Below are 21,506 nucleotides of genomic sequence, written 5' to 3'. Positions count from 1 at the left end.
AGGTGCGGATGAGCGAGGCGTGGATCGATATCGAGGGGCGCGGGCCGGCGCTCCTGATCGGGGATCATGCCTCGGATCGTGTGCCGGACGGCATCGCGCTCGGCGTGCCGGAGGCGGTGATGCGCGAGCATGTCGCGATCGATATCGGCGTGGCGCCGCTGGCGCGGGCGCTGTGCGCGCGGATCGGGATGCCGGGCATTCTCGGCAACGTCTCGCGCCTCGTGATCGATCTCAACCGGGAGGCGGACGCGGCCGGGCTGGTGCCGAAGACGAGCGACGGCCATGCCATCCCGGGCAATGCCGATCTGGGCGATGAGGGGCGGGGGAAGAGGCTGGCCCTGTTCTGGCTGCCTTATCACGCGCATGTCGCGGAGATGATCACGGAGCGGGCGCCGAAGCTGCTCGTATCGTTGCACAGCTTCACGCCCGCGCTGCGCGGCGGCGGCGCACCCCGGCCGTGGCAGGTGGGCGTGCTCTACAATCAGGACGCGCGCGCGGCGCGGATCGCCATCCCGTTGCTGGAGGCGGCCGGGATCGTGACCGGAGACAATGAGCCTTATTCGGGCCAGGTGCTGAACGCGACGATGAACCGCCACGGCGAGGGGAATGGCATCCCCTATCTGGGACTGGAAGTGCGGCAGGACCTGATCGGCGACGAGGCCGGTGTGGCGGCGTGGTGCGAGCGGCTTGCGCCGGTGATCGAGGCCGTGATCGCGGCGGTTTAGGGACGGACGGCGGTGTGGAGCGGCCGTCAGATGCGGCCGTGCAGGAACCGTGCGACCGCCTTCGCGATCTCGATGGCGGGTGCCGTGGAAAATATGATCGCGTCACCGAGTTTCGCATAGACCGGGTAACGGGCGCGGATTCTTGCGTCCTCGCGGAATCTTCCGCTGGAGAAAGGGCGCGTTAGCTGGCGCTCGACGATGATGCTCGCGCTCGTTTCGAGAGAGCGGGTCGGAAGCAGGCATATCGAATAGGTCGATGCCAGCAGGGCTCGATTGGCCTCCAGCGCCAGCGGCGGGTTATCGGGTGTCATAAATCCGGACGATGCGACCAGCACGGCGGGCGTGGTAATTTCGCATATGATTTCGCCCGCCAGCTGCGCGTTTCGCGTCTTGTAGGAGGCATAGCCTGCGTCGCGAATGAACGTGCTGATGTCTCCGATTCTACCAAGGAACTCGTGATCCAGATCGATCAGGGCGCGGCCCAGCAGCGGCGCAAGCTGCACGCCCAGCATGGACTTTCCGGCGCCTCCCGGGCCGATCAGAAGCAGGGTTCGGGCTGGCCGGACCGGCGTGCGCTCTATGATCTCGATCACGATCCGGCTTTTAAATCGTGGCGCGCGATGTCCGCCAGCGCCTTCGTCCGCGGATGTCTATCTAGCCCAGGGATATCTTATTTCGTGATTTATAGAAAAAACGTGATTTTATTTCGTTCTTGCCCTTGATCCCTCCACCCTCTCGGGCCTAGGGGCACGCGCGAAAGGATCGTCCGTGCCCACATTCGACAAGTCCAAGCTGCCCAGCCGCCACGTTTCCGTCGGCCCCGAGAAGGCGCCGCATCGCTCTTATTATTATGCGATGGGCCTTTCCGAGGAGGAGATTGCGCGGCCGTTCGTGGCGGTGGCGAGTGCGGGCAATGACAGCGCGCCCTGCAACACCACGCTGGACATGCAGGCCGACGCCTGCCGCATCGGCGTGGAGCAGGGCGGCGGCATGCCGCGCCGCTTCAACACGATCACCGTGACCGACGGCATCGCCATGGGCCATCAGGGCATGAAGTCTTCGCTCGTCAGCCGCGAAGTGATCGCGGACTCGGTCGAGCTGTCGGTGCGTGGCCACTGCTATGATGCGCTGGTGACGTTCGCGGGGTGCGACAAATCGCTGCCCGGCATGATGATGGCGATGCTGCGGCTGAACGTGCCTTCCATCTTCGTCTATGGCGGATCGATCCTGCCGGGCCGCTTCCACGATCGCGACGTCACCGTGGTCGACGTGTTCGAGGTGGTCGGCAAATATGCGGCGGGCGCCTGCCCGCTGTCCGAAGTGACGGCGCTGGAGAAGGTGGCGTGCCCCGGCCATGGCGCGTGCGGCGGCCAGTTCACCGCGAACACGATGGCCTGCGTGGGCGAGGCGATCGGCCTGTCCCTGCCGAACAGCAACATGGTGCCCGCGCCCTACAAGAGCCGCGAGGAGATCGCGGTCGCGGCGGGCAAACAGGTGATGTACCTGCTGGAAAAGAATATCCGCCCGCGCGACATCTGCACGCGCGAAGCCTTCGAGAATGCGGCGCGCATCGTGGCGGCGACCGGCGGCTCCACCAATGGCGGGCTCCACCTGCCGGCGATGGCGAACGAATGCGGGATCGATTTCTCGCTGTTCGACGTGGCCGAGATCTTCAAGACCACGCCCTATCTGGCCGATCTGAAGCCGGGCGGCCGCTATGTCGCCAAGGACATGCACGCGGCGGGCGGCGTCTACATGCTGATGAAGACGATGCTGGCCGAAGGGCTGCTGCACGGCGACTGCCTGACCGTGACGGGCAAGACCCTCGCCGAGAATATCGACGAGGTGACGTGGAACCCGGACCAGAAGGTGATCTACGACGCGAAGACGCCGATCACGCCCACGGGCGGCGTGGTCGGCCTCAAGGGCTCGCTGGCGCCGGAGGGCGCGATCGTGAAGGTCGCCGGCATGAAGCGGCTGCAGTTCGACGGACCGGCGCGGGTGTTCGATCGCGAGGAAGATGCGTTCGCGGCTGTCGAGACGCGCGACATCGCCGAGGGCTGCGTGATCGTGATCCGCTATGAGGGGCCGAAGGGCGGCCCGGGCATGCGCGAGATGCTGTCGACCACGGCGGCGCTCTACGGGCAGGGCATGGGCGAGAGCGTGGCCCTGATCACCGACGGGCGCTTCTCGGGCGGCACGCGCGGCTTCTGCATCGGCCATGTCGGGCCCGAGGCGGCGGACGGCGGCCCGATCGCCTTGATCGAGGACGGCGACATCATCCGCATCGATGCCGAGGCGGGGACGATCGACCTCGACGTGGCGGACGACGTGCTGGCCGAGCGCCGGGCGAAGTGGCAGCCGCGCATGAACGATTATCAGTCGGGTGCGCTGTGGCGCTACGCGAAGAATGTCGGCCCGGCCTGGGCGGGGGCGGTGACGCATCCCGGCGCCAAGGCCGAGACGCATATGTTCGCGGATATCTGAGCTTCCGCGGCTTTCTTATTCACCGTTTGCACTGAGCTTGTCGAAGTGCCGTCCTACTTCTCCTCCGAGAGAGGAAGGGCGGTGCTTCGACAGGCTCAGCACGAACGGAATTGAGATGTGGGTGCGCGCGCTCTAGGGCGCGGCGATGGCCGAACCCATTCTGACCGCCGCGGAAACGCGCGCCGCCGAACAGATGCTGTTCGATCGCGGCATCGCGCCTGTCGCGCTGATGGAGCGTGCGGGCAAAGGCGTGGCGGATGCGATCTGCGCCGCATTCCCGGAGCAGGCGGTGCTGGTCGCCTGCGGGCCGGGCAATAATGGCGGGGACGGCTATGTCGTCGCGCGGCTGCTGGCCGAGCGGGGCTGGCCGGTGCGTGTGGCGGCGCTGGCCGATCCGGTGACGGATCAGGCGAAGGCGATGCGCGCGCTCTGGGCGGGGCCGGTGGAGGCGATGCCCGCCGCCCCTGCGCCTCTGGTGGTGGATGCCTTGTTCGGGATCGGATCGCGCGCGCTGGATCCGGCGCTGACGGCGTGGCTGGATGCGGCGGAGGTGGTGGTCGCGGTCGATCAGCCGAGCGGGATCGAGACGGATAGCGGCGCCGCGCGTGGGCGGACCAAGGCGGCGGCGCTGACGGTGGCGTTGGGCGCACTCAAGCCGGTGCATGCGCTGATGCCGGGCGCGGGGCTGTGCGGACGGGCGGAGGTGGTCGAACTCGGCCTGCCTTTGCCCGAGGCGGCGAGGCTCGCGCGGATCGGGGCTCCGGCGTTGCGGGCGCCGGATGCGACCAGCAACAAATATACGCGCGGCAAGGTCGTGGTCGTGGCGGGCGCGATGCAAGGTGCGGCCTTCCTCGCGGCCGAGGCAGCGCAGCGCGCGGGCGCGGGCTATGTCGAGGTGACGGGGGACGATCTGCCGTTCGGCACGCCTTTGTCGCTGGTGCGGCGGGCTTGGGATCCCGAGGTGCTGGCGGACAAACGCATCGGCGCGATCGTGATCGGGCCGGGGCTGGCGGCGGATTCTGCGAGCCGGGCGCGGCTGGAGGTGGCGCTGGTGACGGGCAAACCGCTGGTGCTGGATGCCGGGGCATTGGGATTGCTGGCGCAGGATAAGGGAAAACTGGGTTCCCGCGTTCGCGGGAATGACGATTCCTCACCCCTTCGTCATTCCCGCGAACGCGGGAACCCAGCGGCGATCCGTCTGCTCACGCCCCATGCTGGCGAGTTCGAGCGGCTTTTCGGGCCGGTGGGGGAGGACCCTCTGGCGGCGGCGCGCAAGGCGGCGGCCGAGAGCGGTGCGCTGGTGCTGCTGAAGGGCGCCACGTCGATCGTCGCCGCGCCGGACGGCCGCGCGCTGGTGGGGCCGGTCGCGTCGCCGTGGCTGGCGACGGCGGGGACGGGCGATGTGCTGGCGGGCGTGTGCGGCGCGATGCTGGCGCAGGCGGCGTGGCATGGCTTCGATCCGCTGGAAGCGGTAGGGGCGGCGATCTGGCTGCATGCCCGCGCGGCGGAGCTGGCGGGCCCGGCGATGATCGCCGACGATCTTTTGTGGAGTTTGAAGCGCGCTGTGGCCAAGGCATGAGCATTGTGACGAGACTGGCCGCGCGCGGCGACGGCGCGACCGACGACGGCCGCTTCGTGGCGCTGACGGCCCCCGGCGACGGGGTGGCGGAGGATGGGACGATCACGCCCGGCCCGCATCATGCGACGCCGCCCTGCCGCCATTATCCGAAGTGCGGCGGCTGCCAGCTGCAGCATGTGGATGACGAAACCTTCGCGGACTTCCTCGTCGATCGCGTGGCGGGGGCGCTGCGTGCGCAGGGGCTGGCGTTGCCCGAGATCCGCGCGCCGCATCTCTCGCCGCCGCGCACGCGCCGCCGCGCCGCGCTCCGCGCCGAGCGGATCGGGCATCGCGTGGTGCTGGGCTTCAACGAAGAGGCGAGCCACCGCATCGTCGATCTGGCCGAATGCCATGTGCTGGCGCCCGATCTCTTCGCTTTGGTGGCGCCGCTGCGCGCACTGCTCGGCACGATGCTGGATCGCAAGAAAAGCGCGGAGATCCGCCTGACGCGCGCCGATCAGGGGATCGACGTGCTGCTCTCGGGCGTGACGGCGGACGGGCTGCAGGCGAGCGAGGCGATCACCGACTTCGCGCAGGCGCATGGCCTCGCCCGGCTGGCGCTGGACGACGGCTATGGCCCGCAATCCCGCTGGGAGCCCGATGCGGCGACGGTGACGTTGGGCGGCGTGGCCGTGCCGCTGCCGCACAACGCCTTCCTGCAGGCGACGCCCGACGGCGAGGCGGCTCTGGTGGAAAGCGTGCTGGAGATCGTGGGCGATGCCGCGACGGTGGCGGATCTGTTCGCGGGGCTGGGCACGTTCGCGCTGCCGCTGTCGGCGGGGGCGAAGGTGCTGGCCGGCGAGGGCGCGCGCGATCCCATGCTGGCGCTGAAGAGCGCGGCGGCGCGGGCGGGGCGCGCGGTGGTGGCCGATCATCGCGACCTGTTCCGCCGGCCCTATACGACCAAGGAAGTGTCGCGCTTCGACGCGGTGGTGCTCGATCCGCCGCGCGCGGGCGCGAAGGAGCAGGTGGCGGAGCTGGCGACGGCGGACGTGTCGCGGCTGGCTTATGTGTCGTGCAACCCGGCCACCTTCGCGCGCGATGTGGCGACGCTGGCGGCCGGGGGCTGGCGGCTGGAGTGGGTGCGCCCGATCGGCCAGTTCCGCTGGTCGACGCATGTGGAGTTGGTGGCCGCGCTGGTGCGGTGATGGTTCGGGTCAAAAGCGCGTGCGGGGTCCATCTTTTTGGCTTCGTCATTCCCGCGAAGGCGGGAATCCATGGACTCCACACGCAGCTGTTTATCCGTTCCGGCGAGGGCGTCGCGGTCCATGGATTCCCGCTTTCGCGGGAATGACGAATGGGGTGAAGAGGCGCAGCTGATCCCCATCCCCAGTCCTTCCAAGAAGGGGCTGGCGGCGACGATACCTACGGAATCAGCCGGTCCGCGCGGAGCTGGGTGAAGAGGTCGAAGAAGGCGTCGTCGGTCGCCTGATAGGCGGTGAAGCCCATGCGGCGGCTCTTCGACATGTCGGTGACCACCTCGATCGGGCGGCCGAGATCGGCGTCGGTGTGCCAGGGCGAGGCCAGGCGGGCGAGATCGGGTTCGGCCAGACCCTCGCGCTCGGCGATGCGGCGCCAGATGGGGGCGTCCTCCGCCATCTGCTGCTCCAGCGGGCGGACGATCACGTCGAACGGCGCGCGCTCGACGCCGAACCATTCGGCGATGCGGCGCCACATCCAGCTCCAGCGGAAGATGTCGCCATTGACGACGTTGAACGCCTCGTTGCGCGCCGCGGGCGTGGTGGCGGCCCACAGCAGATGGCGGGCGAGCAGGCGCGCGTCGGTCATGTCGGTGAGCCCTTCCCACTGGGCGGCCGAGCCGGGGAAGGTGAAGGGCCGGCCCGTCTCGCGGCAGAGCGTGGCATAAGCGGCGAGCGTCGTGCCCATGTTCATCGCATTGCCCACGGCCTTGCCGATCACGGTATGCGGGCGGTGGACGCTCCAGCTGAAGCCGTCGCGCGCGGCGGCGGCGAACACCTCATCCTCCTGCGCATAATAGAAATTGTCGACGTCGAGCCGACCCTGTTCCTCGCGGAACGGCGTCTGGGGAAGCGTGCCTTTGCCGTAAGCCTCGAACGGCCCGAGATAATGCTTCAGGCCCGTCACCAGCGCGACGTGGCGCGGGCCGGTGGGCTTGGGCAGCGCATCCAGCAGATGGCGCACCATCGCCGAATTGACGCGGATATTCTCCGCCTCATTGTCTTGCCGAAGCCAGGTGGTGATGAAGACGGCGTCGGGGTTCAGATCCTTGAGCGCCTCCCGCGTGGCGGCGGGGTCGAGCAAATCGGCGGCGATGGGGTTCACGCCCGGCTGCACCGTGGGGCGGCGGGCGAGGCCGTGGACCGTCCAGCCCTCCGCATTCAGCAATTCCGCCGTCGCGCTGCCGACGATACCGCTCGCGCCCACCACCAATGCCGTGCCGGCCATGATCTTCCTTTCTTCACGTTGTCCCGCACGCCAGCTAGGCATCGCTCGGGCGGGCGCCTAGACGGCACCAAGAGGGCGACCAGTCACCTGGAGGTTACCACCCATGAATCCCGGAACGGCGGACGAGGACTGGCGCGAGGATTGCGCGCCGCGCCGCGTGCTGGAGCTGTTCGCCACCAAATGGACGAGCATGATCCTCCATGTGCTGGACGCGCGCCACGAAGGCGCGGCGCGCACCGGCGCGCTGCAGCGGAGCCTGCCCGGCATCTCCAAGAAGATGTTCATCCAGACGTTGCGCGAGATGGAGGAGACGGGGCTGATCGTACGCGAGGTGCAGAGCGTGATGCCGCCGGCCGTGGAATATCGCCTGACGCCGCTGGGGCGCCGCTTCGTCGAGCCGCTGGAGCTGCTCTATGCGTGGGGCCGCGCCAATGCGGATGCGCTCGACCTGCTGGGAAGGCGTCCCACGTCGCGGCGTGGCTGATGTGCCTTGCCCGCCGCGCATCCCCGGCTAAAAGGCCGCAACGCTGAAGGGGTAATGCCTTGCCGACACTCGTGCTGATCCGCCACGGGCAATCCGCCTGGAATCTGGAAAACCGTTTCACCGGCTGGTGGGACGTGAACCTGACCGAGCAGGGCATCGCCGAGGCCAAGGCGGCGGGCGAGCTGATGGCGGCCAAGGGCCTCGATTTCGACATCTGCTATACCAGCCTTCAGACGCGCGCGATCAAGACGCTGAACCTCGCTTTGGAGGCGATGGGCCGTTTGTGGCTGCCGGTGGTGAAGGACTGGCGGCTGAACGAGCGCCATTATGGCGGGCTGACCGGCCTCAACAAGGCGGAGACGGCGGCCAGGCATGGCGACGATCAGGTGAAGATCTGGCGCCGCTCGTTCGACATTCCCCCGCCCGTGCTGGAGCCGGGCGGCGAATTCGATCTGGCGGCCGACCGCCGCTATGCGGGCATCCCGATCCCGAACACGGAAAGCCTGAAGGACACGATCGCGCGCGTGCTGCCTTATTGGGACGGCGTGATCGCGCCGGACCTGAAGGCGGGCAAGCGCGTGGTGATCTCGGCGCACGGTAATTCGCTGCGCGCGCTGGTGAAGCACCTCTCGCACATTTCGGACGACGAGATCACCGGGCTGGAAATCCCGACCGGCCAGCCGATCGTCTATGAGCTGGACGAGGCGCTGAACGCGACCGATCGTTATTATCTGAGCGAGCGGTGAGGGACGATCCGTTCCTCTCCCCGTTCGTCCTGAGCCCGGTCGAAGGACGGGCTCCGGACTCAACCGCCTGCAGCCCGTGCCTCGATTCGCTCAGCACGATCGGTGCTTTAGTGTCGAAGGACGTAAGTAAGTGACCCAACCCCTCGTCGGCATCATCATGGGCAGCCGCTCCGATTGGGAGACGATGCGCCATGCGGCCGAGACGCTCGAGACACTGGGCGTCGCGCATGAGGCGAAGGTCGTCTCCGCGCATCGCACGCCGCAGCGCCTGGTGGACTATGCCACGGGGGCTGCGGGACGCGGACTGAAGGTGGTGATCGCGGGCGCGGGCGGCGCCGCGCATCTGCCGGGCATGGCGGCCTCGATGACGGCGCTTCCCGTGCTGGGCGTGCCGGTGGAATCCAAGGCGCTCAAGGGCATGGATAGCCTGCTTTCGATCGTGCAGATGCCGGGCGGCGTGCCCGTCGGCACGCTGGCGATCGGCAAGGCCGGCGCGATCAATGCGGGGCTGCTCGCGGCCTCGATCCTCGCGCTGTCGGACGAAGGGCTGGCCGGGCGTCTGGCCGACTGGCGTGCGCAGCAGACCGCCTCCGTGGACGAAGCGCCGGAATGATTCCCCCCGGCGGCACGATCGGCATCATGGGTGGCGGCCAGCTCGGGCGGATGCTGGCGATCGCGGCGGCCAATCTCGGCTATCGCACGCACATCTTCGCACCCGGCATGAGCGGCCCCGCCACCGAAGTGGCGGCGCGCTGGACGCACAGCAATTATGACGACAGCGCGGCCGTGGCCTCGTTCGCGTCGCAGGTGGATGTCGTCACCTACGAATTCGAGAATGTCGACGTGGCGGCCTTGCCCGCGCACAATTGCGTGTTTCCGCCCGCGCAGGCGCTGGAAGTGGCGCAGGATCGGCTGACCGAGAAGACCTTCGTGGCGCAGTTGGGCGGACGGCCCGCGCCGTTCGTCAAGGTGGACAGCCTCGACGATCTGCGCGCGGCCCTGCGCGATCTGGGCGCGCCCGCGATCCTGAAGACGCGCCGCTTCGGCTATGACGGCAAGGGGCAGGCACGGATCGAGGATCCGGCGCGCGCCTCGGCTGCTTGGCTTTCGATCGGGCAGAAGCCGGCCGTGCTGGAAGGCATGGTCCGCTTCGATCAGGAATTCTCGATCATCCTGTGCCGGGGCATGGACGGCAACGTGGTGCGCTGGGATGCGGTGGAGAACCAGCATCGCGACGGTATCCTCGATCTCTCGATCGCGCCGTCGAGCGGGCTCGTGCTGGAGCAGGCGGCCGAGGCTGGGGCGCTGGCCGAGCGGATCGCGGAGGCGCTGGGCTATGTCGGCGTGCTGGCGTGTGAATTCTTCGCCACCAGCGAGGGGCCGGTGTTCAACGAGATGGCGCCGCGCGTCCACAATTCGGGCCACTGGACGATCGAGGGCGCGGTGACCTCGCAGTTCGAGAACCATATCCGCGCGATCTGCGGCCTGCCGCTGGGATCGACCGCGCTGGTGGGGCAGCGCGTGGAGATGCGGAACCTGCTGGGCGCGGATGCCGAGCAGTGGCCGACCATCCTCGCCGACCCGACCAACCATCTCCACCTCTATGGCAAGAGCGGCCAGCGGCCCGACCGGAAGATGGGGCATGTGACGAAGGTTTTTCTTTAGGCCGGATCGGGAGTCTGGATTTGCGGGCGCGGTCCGTCCGGCGGAGTCCGTCACCCTGAACTCGTTTCAGGGGCCATGACCGGACCGTCGCGCCGAGTGCAAGCGACAGGATGGATGCTGAAACGAGTTCAGCATGACAGAATGAGAACAGCGTTCGATAAGATCCAGTATCGATAGGCTTGGCAGCGGCCGGCGACGGCCAGGAACAGGGGTGATCCGATGCGCCGTACCGTAACTGCTTTTTTCGCTGCCACGATCCTTGCCGGAGCCGCACAGGCCGCCGGGCCTGCCGAGCCCGCGCGGCGCTATCTGCCGCCGCGCCAGTCGCTGCCGGGCGTGCCGCAGCCGCCGTTCAGCGCGGCGGTCGAGGTGAAGGACACGCTCTATATTTCGGGCATGATCGATGTCGATCCGGCGACGGGCAAGCCGCCGGCGACGCCGGAGGAAGGCGCGAAGATCGTGCTGGAGGCGCTGAAATCGACGCTGGCTGCGGCGGGCTATACGATGAACGAGCTGGTGCAGGTGCAGATCTTCGCCAAGGACCTCGCCGACTTCCCGACCTTCAACAAAGTCTATGTCACCTATTTCGACGGGCCGATGCCGGCGCGCGCCTTCATCGGCGCGGGCAATCTGCTGGCGGGTGCGCATTTCGAGGTGATGGGGATCGCCGTTCGGAAGAAGTGAGGGGCGTGAGCCATTCTTGAATGCGCCGGATTGGAGATCAATCACAGGACTGGCCCCCTAACGGGGTTTCGGGTTTCCCTTGTCCCGTTCTGCCACACGCAGATCATCGACCGTATCGATATCGCGCAATGCCTCCGGGGGCAGGGGAAGCAAGGTCGCGCGGGTAAGAAGGGAGCGGGCGCCGGCGTCGCCGGTGGCGGCTTCCAGATCCGCGAACCAGTCCGATCCGAACAGAGCGGGCGGGGCGCGACGCGTGGCGTCGCCTGACGCAAGCAGAGCGCCGGGTCCCTCGCAGGCGGCGATGAGCGTGGCGAGGTGAGCGGCCGGCACGAACGGCATATCGCCCAACGCCACGAGCGCGGCATCCGCGCCCGCCGCGCGCGCCGCCGCGATACCGGCGGCGAGCGAGCGGCTCATCTCGGCGCCCTGGGGGATGGCGACCGTCGCGAAGCCGTCGAGGCCGTCAACCGCTCCGCTGCGGACAAGGAACCGCGAAGCGAGCGGGGCTGCGCGCATCGCATCGGCGGCGTGGTGGAGCAGGGGGCGGCCGCCCAGCATCGCCGCCAATTTGTCGTCGGCGCCGAAGCGCGTCGAGCGGCCGGCGGCGAGCAGGACGCCCGCGATCCTCATGCCTTCGGGCGGCCGAGCGCCTTGACCATCCCCGCCGCCACCGACAGCGCGATCTCGGCGGCGCCGAGGGCGTTGATGTCGATGCCGGCCGGTCCCTCGATGCGATCGATCGTCGCCTCGTCGAGGCCTGCCGTGGCCATGCGTTCGCGCCGGGCGGCGTGGCTGCGGCGTGACCCCAAAGCGGCGACATAGCCGGTGGGCGCGGCGAGCGCGGCGATCAGAGCGGGATCGTCGATCTTGGGATCGTGGCTGAGCGTGACGACCGCGCTCGCTTTGTCCGGGCGGTGGGCGGCGAGCGCCTCGTCCGGCCAGCGATCGTCCAGTTCGATGCCGGGAAAGCGCTCCTCGGTGAGGAAGCGCGCGCGGGGATCGATCACGACCGGGCGGATGCCGATCGTCTGCGCGATGCCCGCGAGCGCCTGCGCGATCTGGACCGCGCCGATGATGAACAGGCGGCGCGGCGGCGTGTAAAGATTGAGGAAGAGCGCGTCGTCCGCGTTTTCGGACAGGCGGCTGCGGCCGCTCTCCAGATCGGTCGCGATGCCGATGGCCTCGCCTGTCTCGCGCGCTGCCGCGATCGTCTCGAACAGCGCCGGCGGGAAGCCCGCGTCCGACACCGGCTGCACCAGCACCTCGATCGATCCGCCGCAGGGCAGGCCGACCTCCCACGCCATGCCGTCCGACACGCCATAGGTGCGGCGCAAAGCGGGGGCGCCGCCGATCACGTCGGCCGCGAGCGCCAGCACCTCGTTTTCGATGCAGCCGCCCGAAACGGAGCCCTCCAGCCGGCCGTCGGCATGGACCAGCATGTGGCTGCCGCGCGGGCGGGGCGCCGAGCCCCAGGTGGAGATGACGGTCGCCAGCGCCATCGGCGCGCCCCGCCACAGGCGGGCGGACTGCAGGATCGGCTCGATATCGCTCATGACGCTGATCTAGGGGCCGGTAGGACGTCCTGCCAGCCTATGGTCATGGAGAATGGAAATCGGCGGCATCACCGCCCCCGTGCTCCTGCGTCCGCAGGAGTACGGGCGCTCGAAGATCGGCTGCTCGTTCTTCTCGTTTATCGTTCGCGATCGGGGGAGAGCAGTGCCATCCACTGTGCGGCCTGATTGCGCTGGGCCTCGAGCAGCAGCAGGCAGGTCTCGGAATAGATCCGGATCAACGTCTCGTTCTGATCGGTGATCGCCTGCGCGAGCAGGCTGCGCGCATCGGTGAGGCCCTGCATCCCGGCGGCTTCGAAGCCGTCCGCGATCCATTTCGCCTGCGCGGTGCGGATCTGATCCATGAACGTCATGCCGAAATCTAGCATCGCTTCGCCTAACAATTCGTTGGAGTGCGGGATCAATAGAGTGCGCGGATGGCGGCGGCGCAGGTGCGCGCCGTTTCCGCATCGTCCTCGCTGCCGCGAGCGAGACCCTCGGCCACTCGCTCGCAGGTGAGCGAGGCCAGCGTCAGCACGTCATGCCGCACGCGGGAGACGGCCGCCGCCCATGCCTGGGGATCGGTCTTGCCGTGATCCTTCGCCGCGTGGAATTCGATGATGGCGGCGTTCACCAGATTGTCGTCGATGTCGATCGGCACGACTGCACTCCCTTCCGGGCCCGTGCAGGCATCCCCTCCCGTTTTGCGGCAGCCTAACACCGCGATCGGCGGTGGCAAACCGGGAGGGGAAAAGGGGAGTGGGTTTGCGACATGCGCGGAAGAGCGCATTCTGATGCGGCACCGACCCACACCCCCACCCGACCTCCCGCAGAATAAACTGATTGGGAGGTCGGGTGGGCTGCGGGCCAGTGCCGGAGCGCGCCGGAAGGCGCACTCTCAAACAGGACCTCAGAAAGCGCCGCGCAGCCCCACCTGGCCGGACAGCGAGCGATAGCCCTCGCGCTGCTCGGCATTCAGCCCGGCCACGAAGCGGAAGGTGGAGGAGCCGACCGAGGCGTTCACGCCGCCGAGATAGCCGCTGGTGCGATCCTCGGGCAGCACGGTGAAGTCGTTGCCGCCGGTGAAGCGCGCGGTGGTGGCGCCGATGGAGCCGGCCAGGATCTCGCGCCGCCCGCCTTCCAGTTCGATGCGGCCAACGACCGAATCCTCATTCTGCTGCTTGCCGATCTTGAGGCCGATCGCGATCTTGCCGGTGGCGGCCAGCTCGTCGCTGTTGCGCGAGTCGATCGAGAGATCGAAGATGCCGCCGTCCTTCTCGTCATGCCCCTGTTCGTGCAGGCGGGCGTAACTGATCGCCGCGGTCGGGCGCAGGTAGAAATTGCCGAGATGCCCCTCCCAGCTCACCTTGCCGCCGCCCGTCACCATCGTGCCGGTCCAGTCCGACTTGCTGGTGTAGAGCAGGGTGTTGATGGCCGAGAGGCTCTCGATCGAGCGCGTGCTGGAGGCGGAGACTCCGCCGAACGAGGCATTGGCATCGACGTGGAGGCCGCCCAGATCGGCATTCCAGTAGGTGCCGATCTGGAAGTCGTTCGCGGTCACCTCGCTGGCGCCGCCGCTGTTGTTCACGTCGGCGAACAGATAGCCGAGCGACAGGCCGACGCGCCCGAAGCCGCCCGTATCCACATCGGCGCCGACGGACAGACCGAAGCCGGTGGACCGATATCCCGACGTGTCCCGCGCATTCTGGTGGTTGTTCCACTGGCCTTCCTGCACCCACATGCTGAAGGGCCCGATATCCTTCCACGGAACCGCCGTCGCGCCCGGCGCCACCAGGCGGGCGCCGCCGTTCAGCGCATCGAACAGACCGCCGGCATGATCGGGCAGCATTTCGCGATAGCGCCGCAGCGTGGAGGCCTGATCGGTGGAGTTCAGGAACACATTGGTCAGCTGGCTGTCGCCGGTGATCGCCGTGAAGACGGCATCGTAAGCGCCCACTTCCGATTTGCGGAGGCCCAGATCGGCCGCCGTCTTGCGCGCCAGATTGACGGTGACGGTTCCGGCCGCGTCATTGCCGACCAGAGATCCCGTCAGGAGGTAGGGCAAAGCGGTGAGCGACAGGCCGAAATTGCTGCTGCCCGACAGCGATCCGCTCTGCAGCACGGTGAAGCTGCCGGTGCCGAGGCCGAGCGACGTGAGCGTGACCTTAATCGTGGAGGGCCCCGTCACGGTCGTGGCGCCGACGACGTTCAGCAGGCCGTGCGCGCCGGTCGCGGGATCGACCACGACGCCCAGCGTGCCGCCGTTGATCGCGAGGCTTCCGATCGAGGAGGTGGTGGCGGAGGGGAGCAGGAGGCTGCCGCCGGTGATGCTCACCGCCGTGTGGCCGGTCGCGTCCAGGATGTTGCCGGTGAAGACGCCGGTGCCACTGATGGCGAGCGTATCCGCGCCACTGCCGAAATCGACATTGCCGGTGAAGCTGGCCGTATCGCTGAGCGTCAGGCTGTCCGCGCCGCTGCCGAAGGTGAGATTGCCCGTCCATGCGGCGGTGCCGCTCAGCGCCACCTGATTGGTGCCTTCGCCCAGCGACGCATTCGACTTGATCGTGCCCGCGCTGGCCGTGATCGTGTCGTTGCCGGAGCCGGTCACGATCGCGCCGGCGAGCGAGGGTGCGGAGGATGTCGAGCTGGCGAGTGACTGGGTGTAGCTGAAGCCGCTGGTGTTGGCCGACACGTCGATCGCGCGTGCCGTGCCGGCCACGTCCGAGGCGGTGATGGTGCCGGTATTGGACACCGACGTCAGCGTGCCCGAGGAATCGAGGATCGCGGTGGCGTTGCCCGTGCCGACCGCGACGATGGACGAGATCGTGCCCGCATTGGCGATCGTCGGCAGCGAGGCGCCCGCTGCGATCGCGATCGCGCGCGCATTGCCGGCCGCCGTCGTCGTGTCATTCGCGGCGACCGAGCCGCTGATGGTGAGCGAGGGGGTGGAGGCGCCGCTGCCGAACAGGATGCCGGTGGCGTTGGCGCCATTGGTGGCGCCGGTGACGCTGCCGCCGACGGTGATGCCGCCCGCAATGGTCACCGCCCCGCCCAGACCGCCGATCTGGAGCCCGGTGGCGTCGAACCCGGCATAGACGCCCGTGCCCGTCACCGTGCCGTCGATCGCGAGGCCCACGGTGCGGCTGGAGATCAGGCCGAGGGCGACATCGCGCGAGGCGGACCCGATCACCAGGGCCGGAGCCGATCCCACGCTGGTGATCGCGCCCGTGCTTTCGCTGGTGTCGGCGATGCCGTCGCCGTCGACGTCCAGCGTCGTGTCGGTCGAGCTGGTGGCGGTGGCGATCAGGACGCCGCCCGCCACGTTGCCGCCGATCGTCAGCGCCGATCCACCCTGCAGCAGATTGTCCGCGCCCAAATCGGTGGTGGAGCTGGGCAGGCTGGTGGAGCTGTAGCCCGTCGCGATGATCGAATTGTGGACGACCAGCTGGCCGCCAATATCCCCCGTCAGCGCCACGCCGACCGAATTCTGGCCCGTCGCGCTCACCGCGCCCGCGATTGCGACGTTGCCGCTCACGTCGCCCAGCCGGATGCCGACGCCGCGATCACCCGTGACGGTGATCGCCGACGTACTCGTCACGCTGCCCACGATCGGCACGGTGCTGACGAGACCGCCGGAATCATTGCCCTTGATCGTGATCGCGCCGCTGGTGTTGATCGTGCCGGTGAAGGCGCCCGATCCCGAGAGATAGATGCCGAAGCGCGACGATCCTTCCGCGAACGCCCCATCCACCACGCCGTCCGAATTGGTGTCGGTGGCCGTATAGGTCTCGTCGATCGTGATCGTGCCGCTGTTGACGATCGCGGAGCCGAAGCCCCCCCCGCCGCCGATGCCGATCACGCCATCGATGCCCGATGCCGTGATCGAGCCCGCATTGTTCACCGTATTGTTGCTGTCGATCGTGATCGCGGTGCCCGCTGCAGGCGTGATGCTGCCGGTGGAGGAGACAATGATATTGTCGGCCGCGCCGGCATTGACGGTCGAGGTCTGCTGGTTGGTGCTGGTCGTCGTCGAGAGGGTGGTGTCGGCGCGCGCGGGCGCCAGAGTGAAGGCGATCGCCATCGGAGCGATGGCGATGCGGAGCAGGCAGGTCGGCGCGGGCAGACGGCGCATGAAGATCCTCGTCTTGGAAGACGGGCTGGGTGCCGTGAGCGCTTTGCGTGAATGTTTCGCAGACTTTGCGAGAATGGCCGCAAGACGCGCTTGTGGCCGCCGGATTACGGTGCCGTAATATTCGGTCAGCTGTGTTTCCACATGTCGCATTCGATCGGTTTTGGTTCGGTATCGAAACCAGGCGGCATTTTCCCCCGTATTTCGGGCCGGGCCTTTAGCGTCCCGTTAGCCCTGATCCCGTAGGCAATTGGCCAAAGGAGCCTCCAGTTTGCGTTCCGTCATTCTCGCGATTGCGACGTCGTTCTTATCGGGCATCATCGCTCCGGCCGTGCGGGCCGGAACGATCGCTGCCGATCGCGTGTCGCCGGGTTCGGAGGCGCGTCTCCAGCTGCTGCTTCTCACCGCGGCGCTGGTGGCGGGATGCGCTCTGCTGCTGGCGCTGACCGGCACGATCGTCTCGCTCCGTCGCCGTTACGCCGAGGCGCATCGTACCAACCAGCGCCTGAGCGAGAGCAATGCGCGGCTGGCCGCGGCGCTGCGCGCGCGGAGCGAATTGCTGGCGACGAGCAGCCACGAGATACGGACGCCGCTGAACGGCATTCTCGGCATGACGCAGGTGATGCTGGCCGATCACCGGATCGGGGCCGAGGTGAAGGAGCGGATCGAGATCCTGCACGGCGCGGGCGAGACGATGCGCGCGCTGGTCGACGAGATTCTCGATCGGGCGCGGATCGAAAATGGCAGCCCCGAAATCGGGCTCGCTCCGTTCGATCCCGCGCATCTGATCGACGAGGCTGTGCGCTTCTGGCGTACGCCCGCCGAGACGAAGGGGCTGGGCTATGCGATCGACGTGGCGCCGCTGCCCGCCTGCCTGCTGGGAGATGAGGCGCGGCTCCGGCAGATCCTGTTCAATCTTCTTTCCAACGCGGTGAAATATACGCCGACCGGATCGGTCGGGCTTTCGGCGCGGATGGAGGAGGACCGGCTCGTCATTGTCGTGACCGACACGGGCATCGGCATTCCCGTCGACGAGCAGGCCGCGATCTTCGAGCGCTTCCACCGCGTTGGGGGCGAACCGGCGCGCGAGATCGGCGGAACGGGGCTCGGCCTGGCCATCTGCCGGCAGCTGGCGACCGCGATGGGGGGATCCATCTCGGTGCAAAGCACGGAGGGGCGGGGTTCCGCCTTCCGCATCGACATGCCGATGCGGACAATGGAAGCCCCGATCGAGACGGACATGCGGATCGCGGCAAAGGGAACGCCGGACACCGGGGCGGAGGCGAGCGGGGTGCTTGTCGTCGGGCTGAATCCGCTCGTCCAGCGCATCATCGCCAAGGCGCTGGAGGATCAGGGCATGACGGTGCGGTTCGTGGACAGCGCGGAGGCGGCGTGCGCCTGCATCGCCGGCGGCGGGATCGGGCGGGTGCTGTTCCACGCCGATCCTTTCCTGGAGGATCCCGATCCGCTGATCGCGATCGGCCAGGTCACGGCCTGCGCGCGGGCGGCCGGGCTGTTCCTGATGCTGCTCTACACCCCCTCGTCGGGATTGACGGCGGAGGATCTGGCCGCGCTGGACGTGGGGGCCCTTGTCGCCAAGCCCGTCGCGGTGAAGGATATCGTCGCCCGGCTCGGGCTGAAATTCCGCGAGCCGGCCTGACCGCGCAGGGCGCTTTCTTCCCGCCGATCGACGCCCGCTGATGGGTAATCGTTTCTTTACCCTAACGGCCTACCGATCACAGGGGTTGGTGGGATATGCGTATGCGTGTGCTCTTCGTCGAAGACGATGCGATGAACCGGCGGGTCGTGAAGGACATGCTCACGATCGTCGGCGTCATGATGGAAGAAGCCGCCGATGCCGAAACCGGCCTGCAGATGATCGAGATCGACCGGTTTGACGCGATCCTGATGGACTTGCGGATGCCGGGCATGGACGGGCTCACCGCCGTCCGGCACATCCGCGCCCGGCCCGACGACAAGGCCAGAACCCCGATCATCGTCATCACCGCCGATACGCGCTTCGATCTGCGCGCCGATTGTCTCGCGCATGGCGCCAACGAGGTGCTGGGCAAGCCGGTGGCGATGGAGGCCCTGTTCGATGCGCTGGGCGATACGCTGGCCGCCAATGGCGACCTGATGATCTGACTGCGATGATCTGACTGCACGGGGCGATCCCGGCCGGATCGCCCTTTTCCCGGATTCAATTCAGCTGAACGTCGCGCTGTCCGAGGCGGCGATGGCGCGACCGAGCCGCTCGACCAGGGTGGCGAGGCCGACCGGCTTGGTCATCACGTCGTTCGCGCCGCCGCGCAGGCAATTTTCGCGCGCGACATCGGAGGTGTCGGCGGTGAGAACGAGGATCGGCACCGAGGCGCCCAGATCGGCGCGCCTGCGGATCGCGCCGATCAGGTCCAGCCCGTCCGCTTCCGGCATCATCAGATCGGTGACGATCGCATCGAAATGCTCCGCGTCCACCATCCTGAGGCCGGTGGCCACGTCCGGCGCCTCGTCGAGGTCCATGCCCAGGCTGGCGAACATGTCGCGCACCACCCGCCGGTTCATCGCATCGTCTTCGACGTAAAGGATCCGCATCGCTTTATGCCTCAGAAGCCAGTGGGCGCGTACAAACGCGCCGTCTTGGACGGCGACCCCTGTCGCCTCCGCTTTGGCCCCGAAGATTTGATGGTTCGTTGCGCGAAACGATTAAATGGCGGTTATCTACTAATTCGCGCGAGCCAGCCGCGCGCGCAGCCCGCGATGGGGATTGGCGAGCTGCTCCTGCGTGCGCGCGCTCTCCGTTTCCAGATAGGAGACGAGGCGATCGAAGGGCAGCGGGCGGGACAGATAGAAGCCCTGCAGCATGTCGCAGCCCATCACCTGCAGCAGCGCCAGCGCCTCGGGCGAGTCCACGCCTTCGGCGGTGACCTTCATCTCCAGCGCATGGGCGAGCTCGATCGTCGAGCGGACGAGCAGGGGATCGCGCTGGCCGCTGGCGAGGCGCGAGATGAAGATCTTGTCGATCTTCAGTTCGCTGACCGGCAATTGCTGCAGATAAGCGAGCGAGGAGAAGCCCGAGCCATAATCGTCGATGGCGAGCTTGATGCCGGCATCCGCGATCGTGCGGAGATTTTCCAGCGCGCGGGCCGGATCGGCGATCATCGCCGTCTCGGTGATCTCGAAGCCGATCTCGCCCTTCACGGCGGTGAACAGCATCAGCGTATCCCAGGCGAAATCGGGATCCGCGATCATCACGCCGGAAATGTTCACGTCGATGGGCAGTTTGTGGCCCATCTCCAGCAGGCGCCCCTGATCGGAGATCGCGCGGCGGATCACCCATTCGGTGAGCTTGTTGATGTCGCCGGTTTCCTCGGCCAGGCCGATGAAGCGATCGGGCGGGATCATGCCCTCGGTCGGGTGGTTCCAGCGGACCAGGGCTTCCAGCGCGGCGGTCTCGCCGGACCGCGCCATCACCTTGGGCTGATAGTGCAGCTCCAATTGATCCTCGCGGATCGCCTCCTGCAGCCCGCGCATCAGCACGAGGCGGCTGGCGAAGGCGGATTCGTCTTCGGGCGCGGCGATGATGATCGACGTGCGGCGCTCGTTCGCGCGGGCCAATGCCCGTTCGGCGCGGCCAAACAGCGCGACCTGATCCTCGCCCTCATGCCGCTCGGCCGCGCCCATCCGCACGCCGAGATTGAATTCGTAGCCATCGATATCGATCGGGCCGCTGATCGCGGAGGCCATTTCTTCCAGCACGGCGCGGAGGTCGGCCTCCGGCGGGCAGCACAGGCTGACCTCGACATAATGCCGGTCGCCGCGCGCGGAGCGGCAATGCGGCAACAGGCTCACCCGATCGGCCAGCGTGATCAGCAGATTGGCGGCGGCCGCATAGCCGACCGTGCGCTTGAGGGCTTCGAATCGTACGATCTCGAACAGCGCCAGCGCGTTTCGATCGCGTTCGTGCGGCAAGGTGGCCAAGAGCGGCATGATGCGCACTGTGCCGCAAGAATCCTTCGTAACCGTTAACGGCGGGCGCCCATCCGCATCTTTCCCGAAGGATTTTCAAGCGCTTGGCAGGTCGTTACGGCCTCAATGGGCCTATCGTCGCGCCATCGGCGATAATCAGCCGATTTGCGGACGGATGCCCTCGATCCGGCCCAGGACCTCATAGGCCATGACCGCGCAGGCGACGGCGGCGTTCAGACTGTCCGCGCGGCCGCGCATCGGGATCTTCACGCGCACGTCCGCCGCCGCCGCATAATCGGCGGGCAGGCCCTGCGCCTCGTTGCCGATCAGCAGGAAGGTGGGCGCGGAATAATCGGGCACGCGATAATCGACGCTGGCTTCCAGGTGCGTCGCCACGAGCAGGCCCGGCCCCGAACGCAGCCAGGCGAGGAACTCCGGCCAGCGCGCCTGCGCGATACGCTGCGTGAAGAGCGCGCCCATGCTCGCGCGCACGGCCTCCACCGAAAAGGGATCGACCGTGTCGTCGATCAGGATCAGCCCGCCCGCGCCAACCGCGTCGCCCGTCCGCAGCATCGTGCCGAGATTGCCCGGATCGCGCATCGCCTGCGCGACCAGCCAGATGGGGGACGCGGCGCGATCGATCCGCTCCAGCCCGGTTTCCGGCTGGCGATAGACGCCGATCACGGTCTGCGGATTCTCCTTGCCGGACAGTTTGTGGAGGATGTCGCGCGTCGTCTCGATCGCTTCGCCGCCCGCCGCCTCCACCTTGGCGACCAGCCGGCGGACGATCGGATGGCCGGCGCCGTCCGCGGCGAAGAACAGCCAGAGCGGCAGCACGCCCGTCTCCTCGGCCTCGGCCAGGATGCGAAGCCCCTCGGCGAGGAACAGACCTTCCTCGCGGCGATGCTTCTTGTCGCGCAGGTTGCGGATCCGCTTCACGAGCGGGTTGGAATAAGCGGTGATCTCACGCGGCATGGCGCTGCTCTAGCGGGCCGGAAACGCAGCGTCGATGCGGGCAAAAAGGC

The 21,506-nt window shown here is 67.8% G+C and carries 21 protein-coding genes; 11 read left to right on the top strand and 10 right to left on the bottom strand.

Annotation, left to right across the window (positions count from 1 at the left end; genetic code table 11):
• Positions 1–8 precede the first annotated feature (8 nt).
• Positions 9–725 carry an N-formylglutamate amidohydrolase gene (locus HL653_RS19935; RefSeq protein WP_171747139.1) on the top strand — a complete coding sequence of 239 codons (717 nt, stop codon included), beginning with the start codon at positions 9–11 and terminating at the stop codon, positions 723–725.
• Between the two features lie 26 nt (positions 726–751).
• Here the strand turns inward: HL653_RS19935 and HL653_RS19930 are convergent, their stop codons facing one another.
• On the bottom strand, positions 752–1,318 hold the full coding sequence (locus HL653_RS19930; protein ID WP_171746052.1) for a shikimate kinase: 567 nt from the start codon (positions 1,316–1,318) through the stop codon (positions 752–754).
• Positions 1,319–1,493: 175 nt separating this feature from the next.
• Here HL653_RS19930 and ilvD point away from each other — a divergent pair, with 175 nt between their 5' ends.
• The 3 genes from ilvD to HL653_RS19915 all read left to right on the top strand — a co-directional run bounded on the left by ilvD (position 1,494) and on the right by HL653_RS19915 (position 5,978).
• Positions 1,494–3,212 (top strand): dihydroxy-acid dehydratase, encoded by a 1,719-nt coding sequence (gene ilvD, locus HL653_RS19925; protein WP_171746051.1) that lies wholly within the window; start codon positions 1,494–1,496, stop codon positions 3,210–3,212.
• A gap of 145 nt (positions 3,213–3,357) precedes the next feature.
• Entirely contained in the window at positions 3,358–4,791 is a 1,434-nt protein-coding gene (locus HL653_RS19920) for an NAD(P)H-hydrate dehydratase (protein ID WP_171746050.1), read from the top strand.
• Positions 4,788–5,978, top strand: coding sequence for a class I SAM-dependent RNA methyltransferase (locus HL653_RS19915; protein ID WP_171746049.1), 1,191 nt, complete (start codon positions 4,788–4,790; stop codon positions 5,976–5,978). Before HL653_RS19920 ends, HL653_RS19915 begins: the two co-directional genes overlap by 4 nt.
• A gap of 217 nt (positions 5,979–6,195) precedes the next feature.
• Here the strand turns inward: HL653_RS19915 and HL653_RS19910 are convergent, their stop codons facing one another.
• Positions 6,196–7,257, bottom strand: coding sequence for an SDR family oxidoreductase (locus HL653_RS19910; protein WP_171746048.1), 1,062 nt, complete (start codon positions 7,255–7,257; stop codon positions 6,196–6,198).
• Positions 7,258–7,360: 103 nt separating this feature from the next.
• On the opposite strand from HL653_RS19910, the gene HL653_RS19905 reads away from it, so the two are divergent.
• The 5 genes from HL653_RS19905 to HL653_RS19885 all read left to right on the top strand — a co-directional run bounded on the left by HL653_RS19905 (position 7,361) and on the right by HL653_RS19885 (position 10,836).
• Positions 7,361–7,741: a helix-turn-helix domain-containing protein gene (locus HL653_RS19905; RefSeq protein WP_171746047.1), complete on the top strand. Its 381-nt coding sequence runs from the start codon at positions 7,361–7,363 to the stop codon at positions 7,739–7,741.
• Positions 7,742–7,800: 59 nt separating this feature from the next.
• Positions 7,801–8,487 (top strand): 2,3-diphosphoglycerate-dependent phosphoglycerate mutase, encoded by a 687-nt coding sequence (gene gpmA, locus HL653_RS19900; RefSeq protein ID WP_171746046.1) that lies wholly within the window; start codon positions 7,801–7,803, stop codon positions 8,485–8,487.
• A 157-nt stretch (positions 8,488–8,644) separates the two neighbouring features.
• Positions 8,645–9,100 (top strand): 5-(carboxyamino)imidazole ribonucleotide mutase, encoded by a 456-nt coding sequence (gene purE / locus HL653_RS19895; RefSeq protein ID WP_171747138.1) that lies wholly within the window; start codon positions 8,645–8,647, stop codon positions 9,098–9,100.
• Positions 9,097–10,152 carry a 5-(carboxyamino)imidazole ribonucleotide synthase gene (locus HL653_RS19890; RefSeq protein WP_171746045.1) on the top strand — a complete coding sequence of 352 codons (1,056 nt, stop codon included), beginning with the start codon at positions 9,097–9,099 and terminating at the stop codon, positions 10,150–10,152. Before purE ends, HL653_RS19890 begins: the two co-directional genes overlap by 4 nt.
• A 219-nt stretch (positions 10,153–10,371) precedes the next feature.
• Entirely contained in the window at positions 10,372–10,836 is a 465-nt protein-coding gene (locus HL653_RS19885; protein WP_171746044.1) for a RidA family protein, read from the top strand.
• A gap of 57 nt (positions 10,837–10,893) precedes the next feature.
• Here HL653_RS19885 and HL653_RS19880 read toward each other — a convergent pair whose 3' ends face one another.
• The 5 genes from HL653_RS19880 to HL653_RS19860 all read right to left on the bottom strand — a co-directional run bounded on the left by HL653_RS19880 (position 10,894) and on the right by HL653_RS19860 (position 16,518).
• Positions 10,894–11,466, bottom strand: a complete 573-nt coding sequence (locus HL653_RS19880) for an NTP transferase domain-containing protein (protein WP_171746043.1) — start codon at positions 11,464–11,466, stop codon at positions 10,894–10,896.
• Positions 11,463–12,389: an XdhC family protein gene (locus HL653_RS19875; protein WP_171746042.1), complete on the bottom strand. Its 927-nt coding sequence runs from the start codon at positions 12,387–12,389 to the stop codon at positions 11,463–11,465. The genes HL653_RS19880 and HL653_RS19875 overlap by 4 nt, the downstream gene beginning before the upstream one ends.
• 137 nt (positions 12,390–12,526) lie before the next feature.
• Complete coding sequence (locus HL653_RS19870; protein WP_171746041.1) at positions 12,527–12,760, bottom strand: hypothetical protein; 234 nt, start codon at positions 12,758–12,760, stop codon at positions 12,527–12,529.
• 47 nt (positions 12,761–12,807) lie between these two features.
• Positions 12,808–13,047 (bottom strand): hypothetical protein, encoded by a 240-nt coding sequence (locus tag HL653_RS19865; RefSeq protein ID WP_171746040.1) that lies wholly within the window; start codon positions 13,045–13,047, stop codon positions 12,808–12,810.
• A gap of 249 nt (positions 13,048–13,296) precedes the next feature.
• Complete coding sequence (locus HL653_RS19860; protein WP_171746039.1) at positions 13,297–16,518, bottom strand: autotransporter domain-containing protein; 3,222 nt, start codon at positions 16,516–16,518, stop codon at positions 13,297–13,299.
• Between the two features lie 268 nt (positions 16,519–16,786).
• Here HL653_RS19860 and HL653_RS19855 point away from each other — a divergent pair, with 268 nt between their 5' ends.
• The gene (locus HL653_RS19855) at positions 16,787–18,175 is read left to right on the top strand and encodes a HAMP domain-containing sensor histidine kinase (RefSeq protein WP_171746038.1); all 1,389 of its coding nucleotides are present in this window, start codon (positions 16,787–16,789) and stop codon (positions 18,173–18,175) included.
• A 101-nt stretch (positions 18,176–18,276) separates the two neighbouring features.
• Positions 18,277–18,660: a response regulator gene (locus HL653_RS19850; RefSeq protein WP_171747137.1), complete on the top strand. Its 384-nt coding sequence runs from the start codon at positions 18,277–18,279 to the stop codon at positions 18,658–18,660.
• Between the two features lie 60 nt (positions 18,661–18,720).
• Here HL653_RS19850 and HL653_RS19845 read toward each other — a convergent pair whose 3' ends face one another.
• The 3 genes from HL653_RS19845 to HL653_RS19835 all read right to left on the bottom strand — a co-directional run bounded on the left by HL653_RS19845 (position 18,721) and on the right by HL653_RS19835 (position 21,456).
• Positions 18,721–19,107, bottom strand: a complete 387-nt coding sequence (locus HL653_RS19845) for a response regulator (protein ID WP_171746037.1) — start codon at positions 19,105–19,107, stop codon at positions 18,721–18,723.
• Between the two features lie 129 nt (positions 19,108–19,236).
• Entirely contained in the window at positions 19,237–20,502 is a 1,266-nt protein-coding gene (locus tag HL653_RS19840; protein ID WP_171746036.1) for an EAL domain-containing protein, read from the bottom strand.
• Positions 20,503–20,637: 135 nt separating this feature from the next.
• Positions 20,638–21,456, bottom strand: a complete 819-nt coding sequence (locus HL653_RS19835) for an RNA methyltransferase (RefSeq protein ID WP_171746035.1) — start codon at positions 21,454–21,456, stop codon at positions 20,638–20,640.
• Positions 21,457–21,506 lie beyond the last annotated feature (50 nt).

It is taken from the genome of Sphingomonas sp. AP4-R1, assembly GCF_013113735.1.
In the GTDB taxonomy this organism is placed as follows: Bacteria; Pseudomonadota; Alphaproteobacteria; order Sphingomonadales; family Sphingomonadaceae; genus Sphingomonas_I.
This window is presented reverse-complemented; position numbering and strand designations above follow the sequence as displayed.

Bases quoted from the DNA above. Each gene is read 5' to 3' on its own strand.
- HL653_RS19920 (WP_171746050.1), top strand. From the start codon at position 3,358: ATGGCCGAACCCATTCTGACCGCCGCGGAAACGCGCGCCGCCGAACAG.
- HL653_RS19840 (WP_171746036.1), bottom strand. From the start codon at position 20,502: ATGCCGCTCTTGGCCACCTTGCCGCACGAACGCGATCGAAACGCGCTG.
- HL653_RS19935 (WP_171747139.1), top strand. From the start codon at position 9: ATGAGCGAGGCGTGGATCGATATCGAGGGGCGCGGGCCGGCGCTCCTG.
- HL653_RS19910 (WP_171746048.1), bottom strand. From the start codon at position 7,257: ATGGCCGGCACGGCATTGGTGGTGGGCGCGAGCGGTATCGTCGGCAGC.
- HL653_RS19880 (WP_171746043.1), bottom strand. From the start codon at position 11,466: ATGAGGATCGCGGGCGTCCTGCTCGCCGCCGGCCGCTCGACGCGCTTC.
- HL653_RS19850 (WP_171747137.1), top strand. From the start codon at position 18,277: ATGCGTGTGCTCTTCGTCGAAGACGATGCGATGAACCGGCGGGTCGTG.
- HL653_RS19905 (WP_171746047.1), top strand. From the start codon at position 7,361: ATGAATCCCGGAACGGCGGACGAGGACTGGCGCGAGGATTGCGCGCCG.
- HL653_RS19860 (WP_171746039.1), bottom strand. From the start codon at position 16,518: ATGCGCCGTCTGCCCGCGCCGACCTGCCTGCTCCGCATCGCCATCGCT.
- purE (WP_171747138.1), top strand. From the start codon at position 8,645: ATGGGCAGCCGCTCCGATTGGGAGACGATGCGCCATGCGGCCGAGACG.
- HL653_RS19890 (WP_171746045.1), top strand. From the start codon at position 9,097: ATGATTCCCCCCGGCGGCACGATCGGCATCATGGGTGGCGGCCAGCTC.
- HL653_RS19835 (WP_171746035.1), bottom strand. From the start codon at position 21,456: ATGCCGCGTGAGATCACCGCTTATTCCAACCCGCTCGTGAAGCGGATC.
- HL653_RS19885 (WP_171746044.1), top strand. From the start codon at position 10,372: ATGCGCCGTACCGTAACTGCTTTTTTCGCTGCCACGATCCTTGCCGGA.
- HL653_RS19845 (WP_171746037.1), bottom strand. From the start codon at position 19,107: ATGCGGATCCTTTACGTCGAAGACGATGCGATGAACCGGCGGGTGGTG.
- HL653_RS19870 (WP_171746041.1), bottom strand. From the start codon at position 12,760: ATGACGTTCATGGATCAGATCCGCACCGCGCAGGCGAAATGGATCGCG.
- HL653_RS19915 (WP_171746049.1), top strand. From the start codon at position 4,788: ATGAGCATTGTGACGAGACTGGCCGCGCGCGGCGACGGCGCGACCGAC.
- HL653_RS19875 (WP_171746042.1), bottom strand. From the start codon at position 12,389: ATGAGCGATATCGAGCCGATCCTGCAGTCCGCCCGCCTGTGGCGGGGC.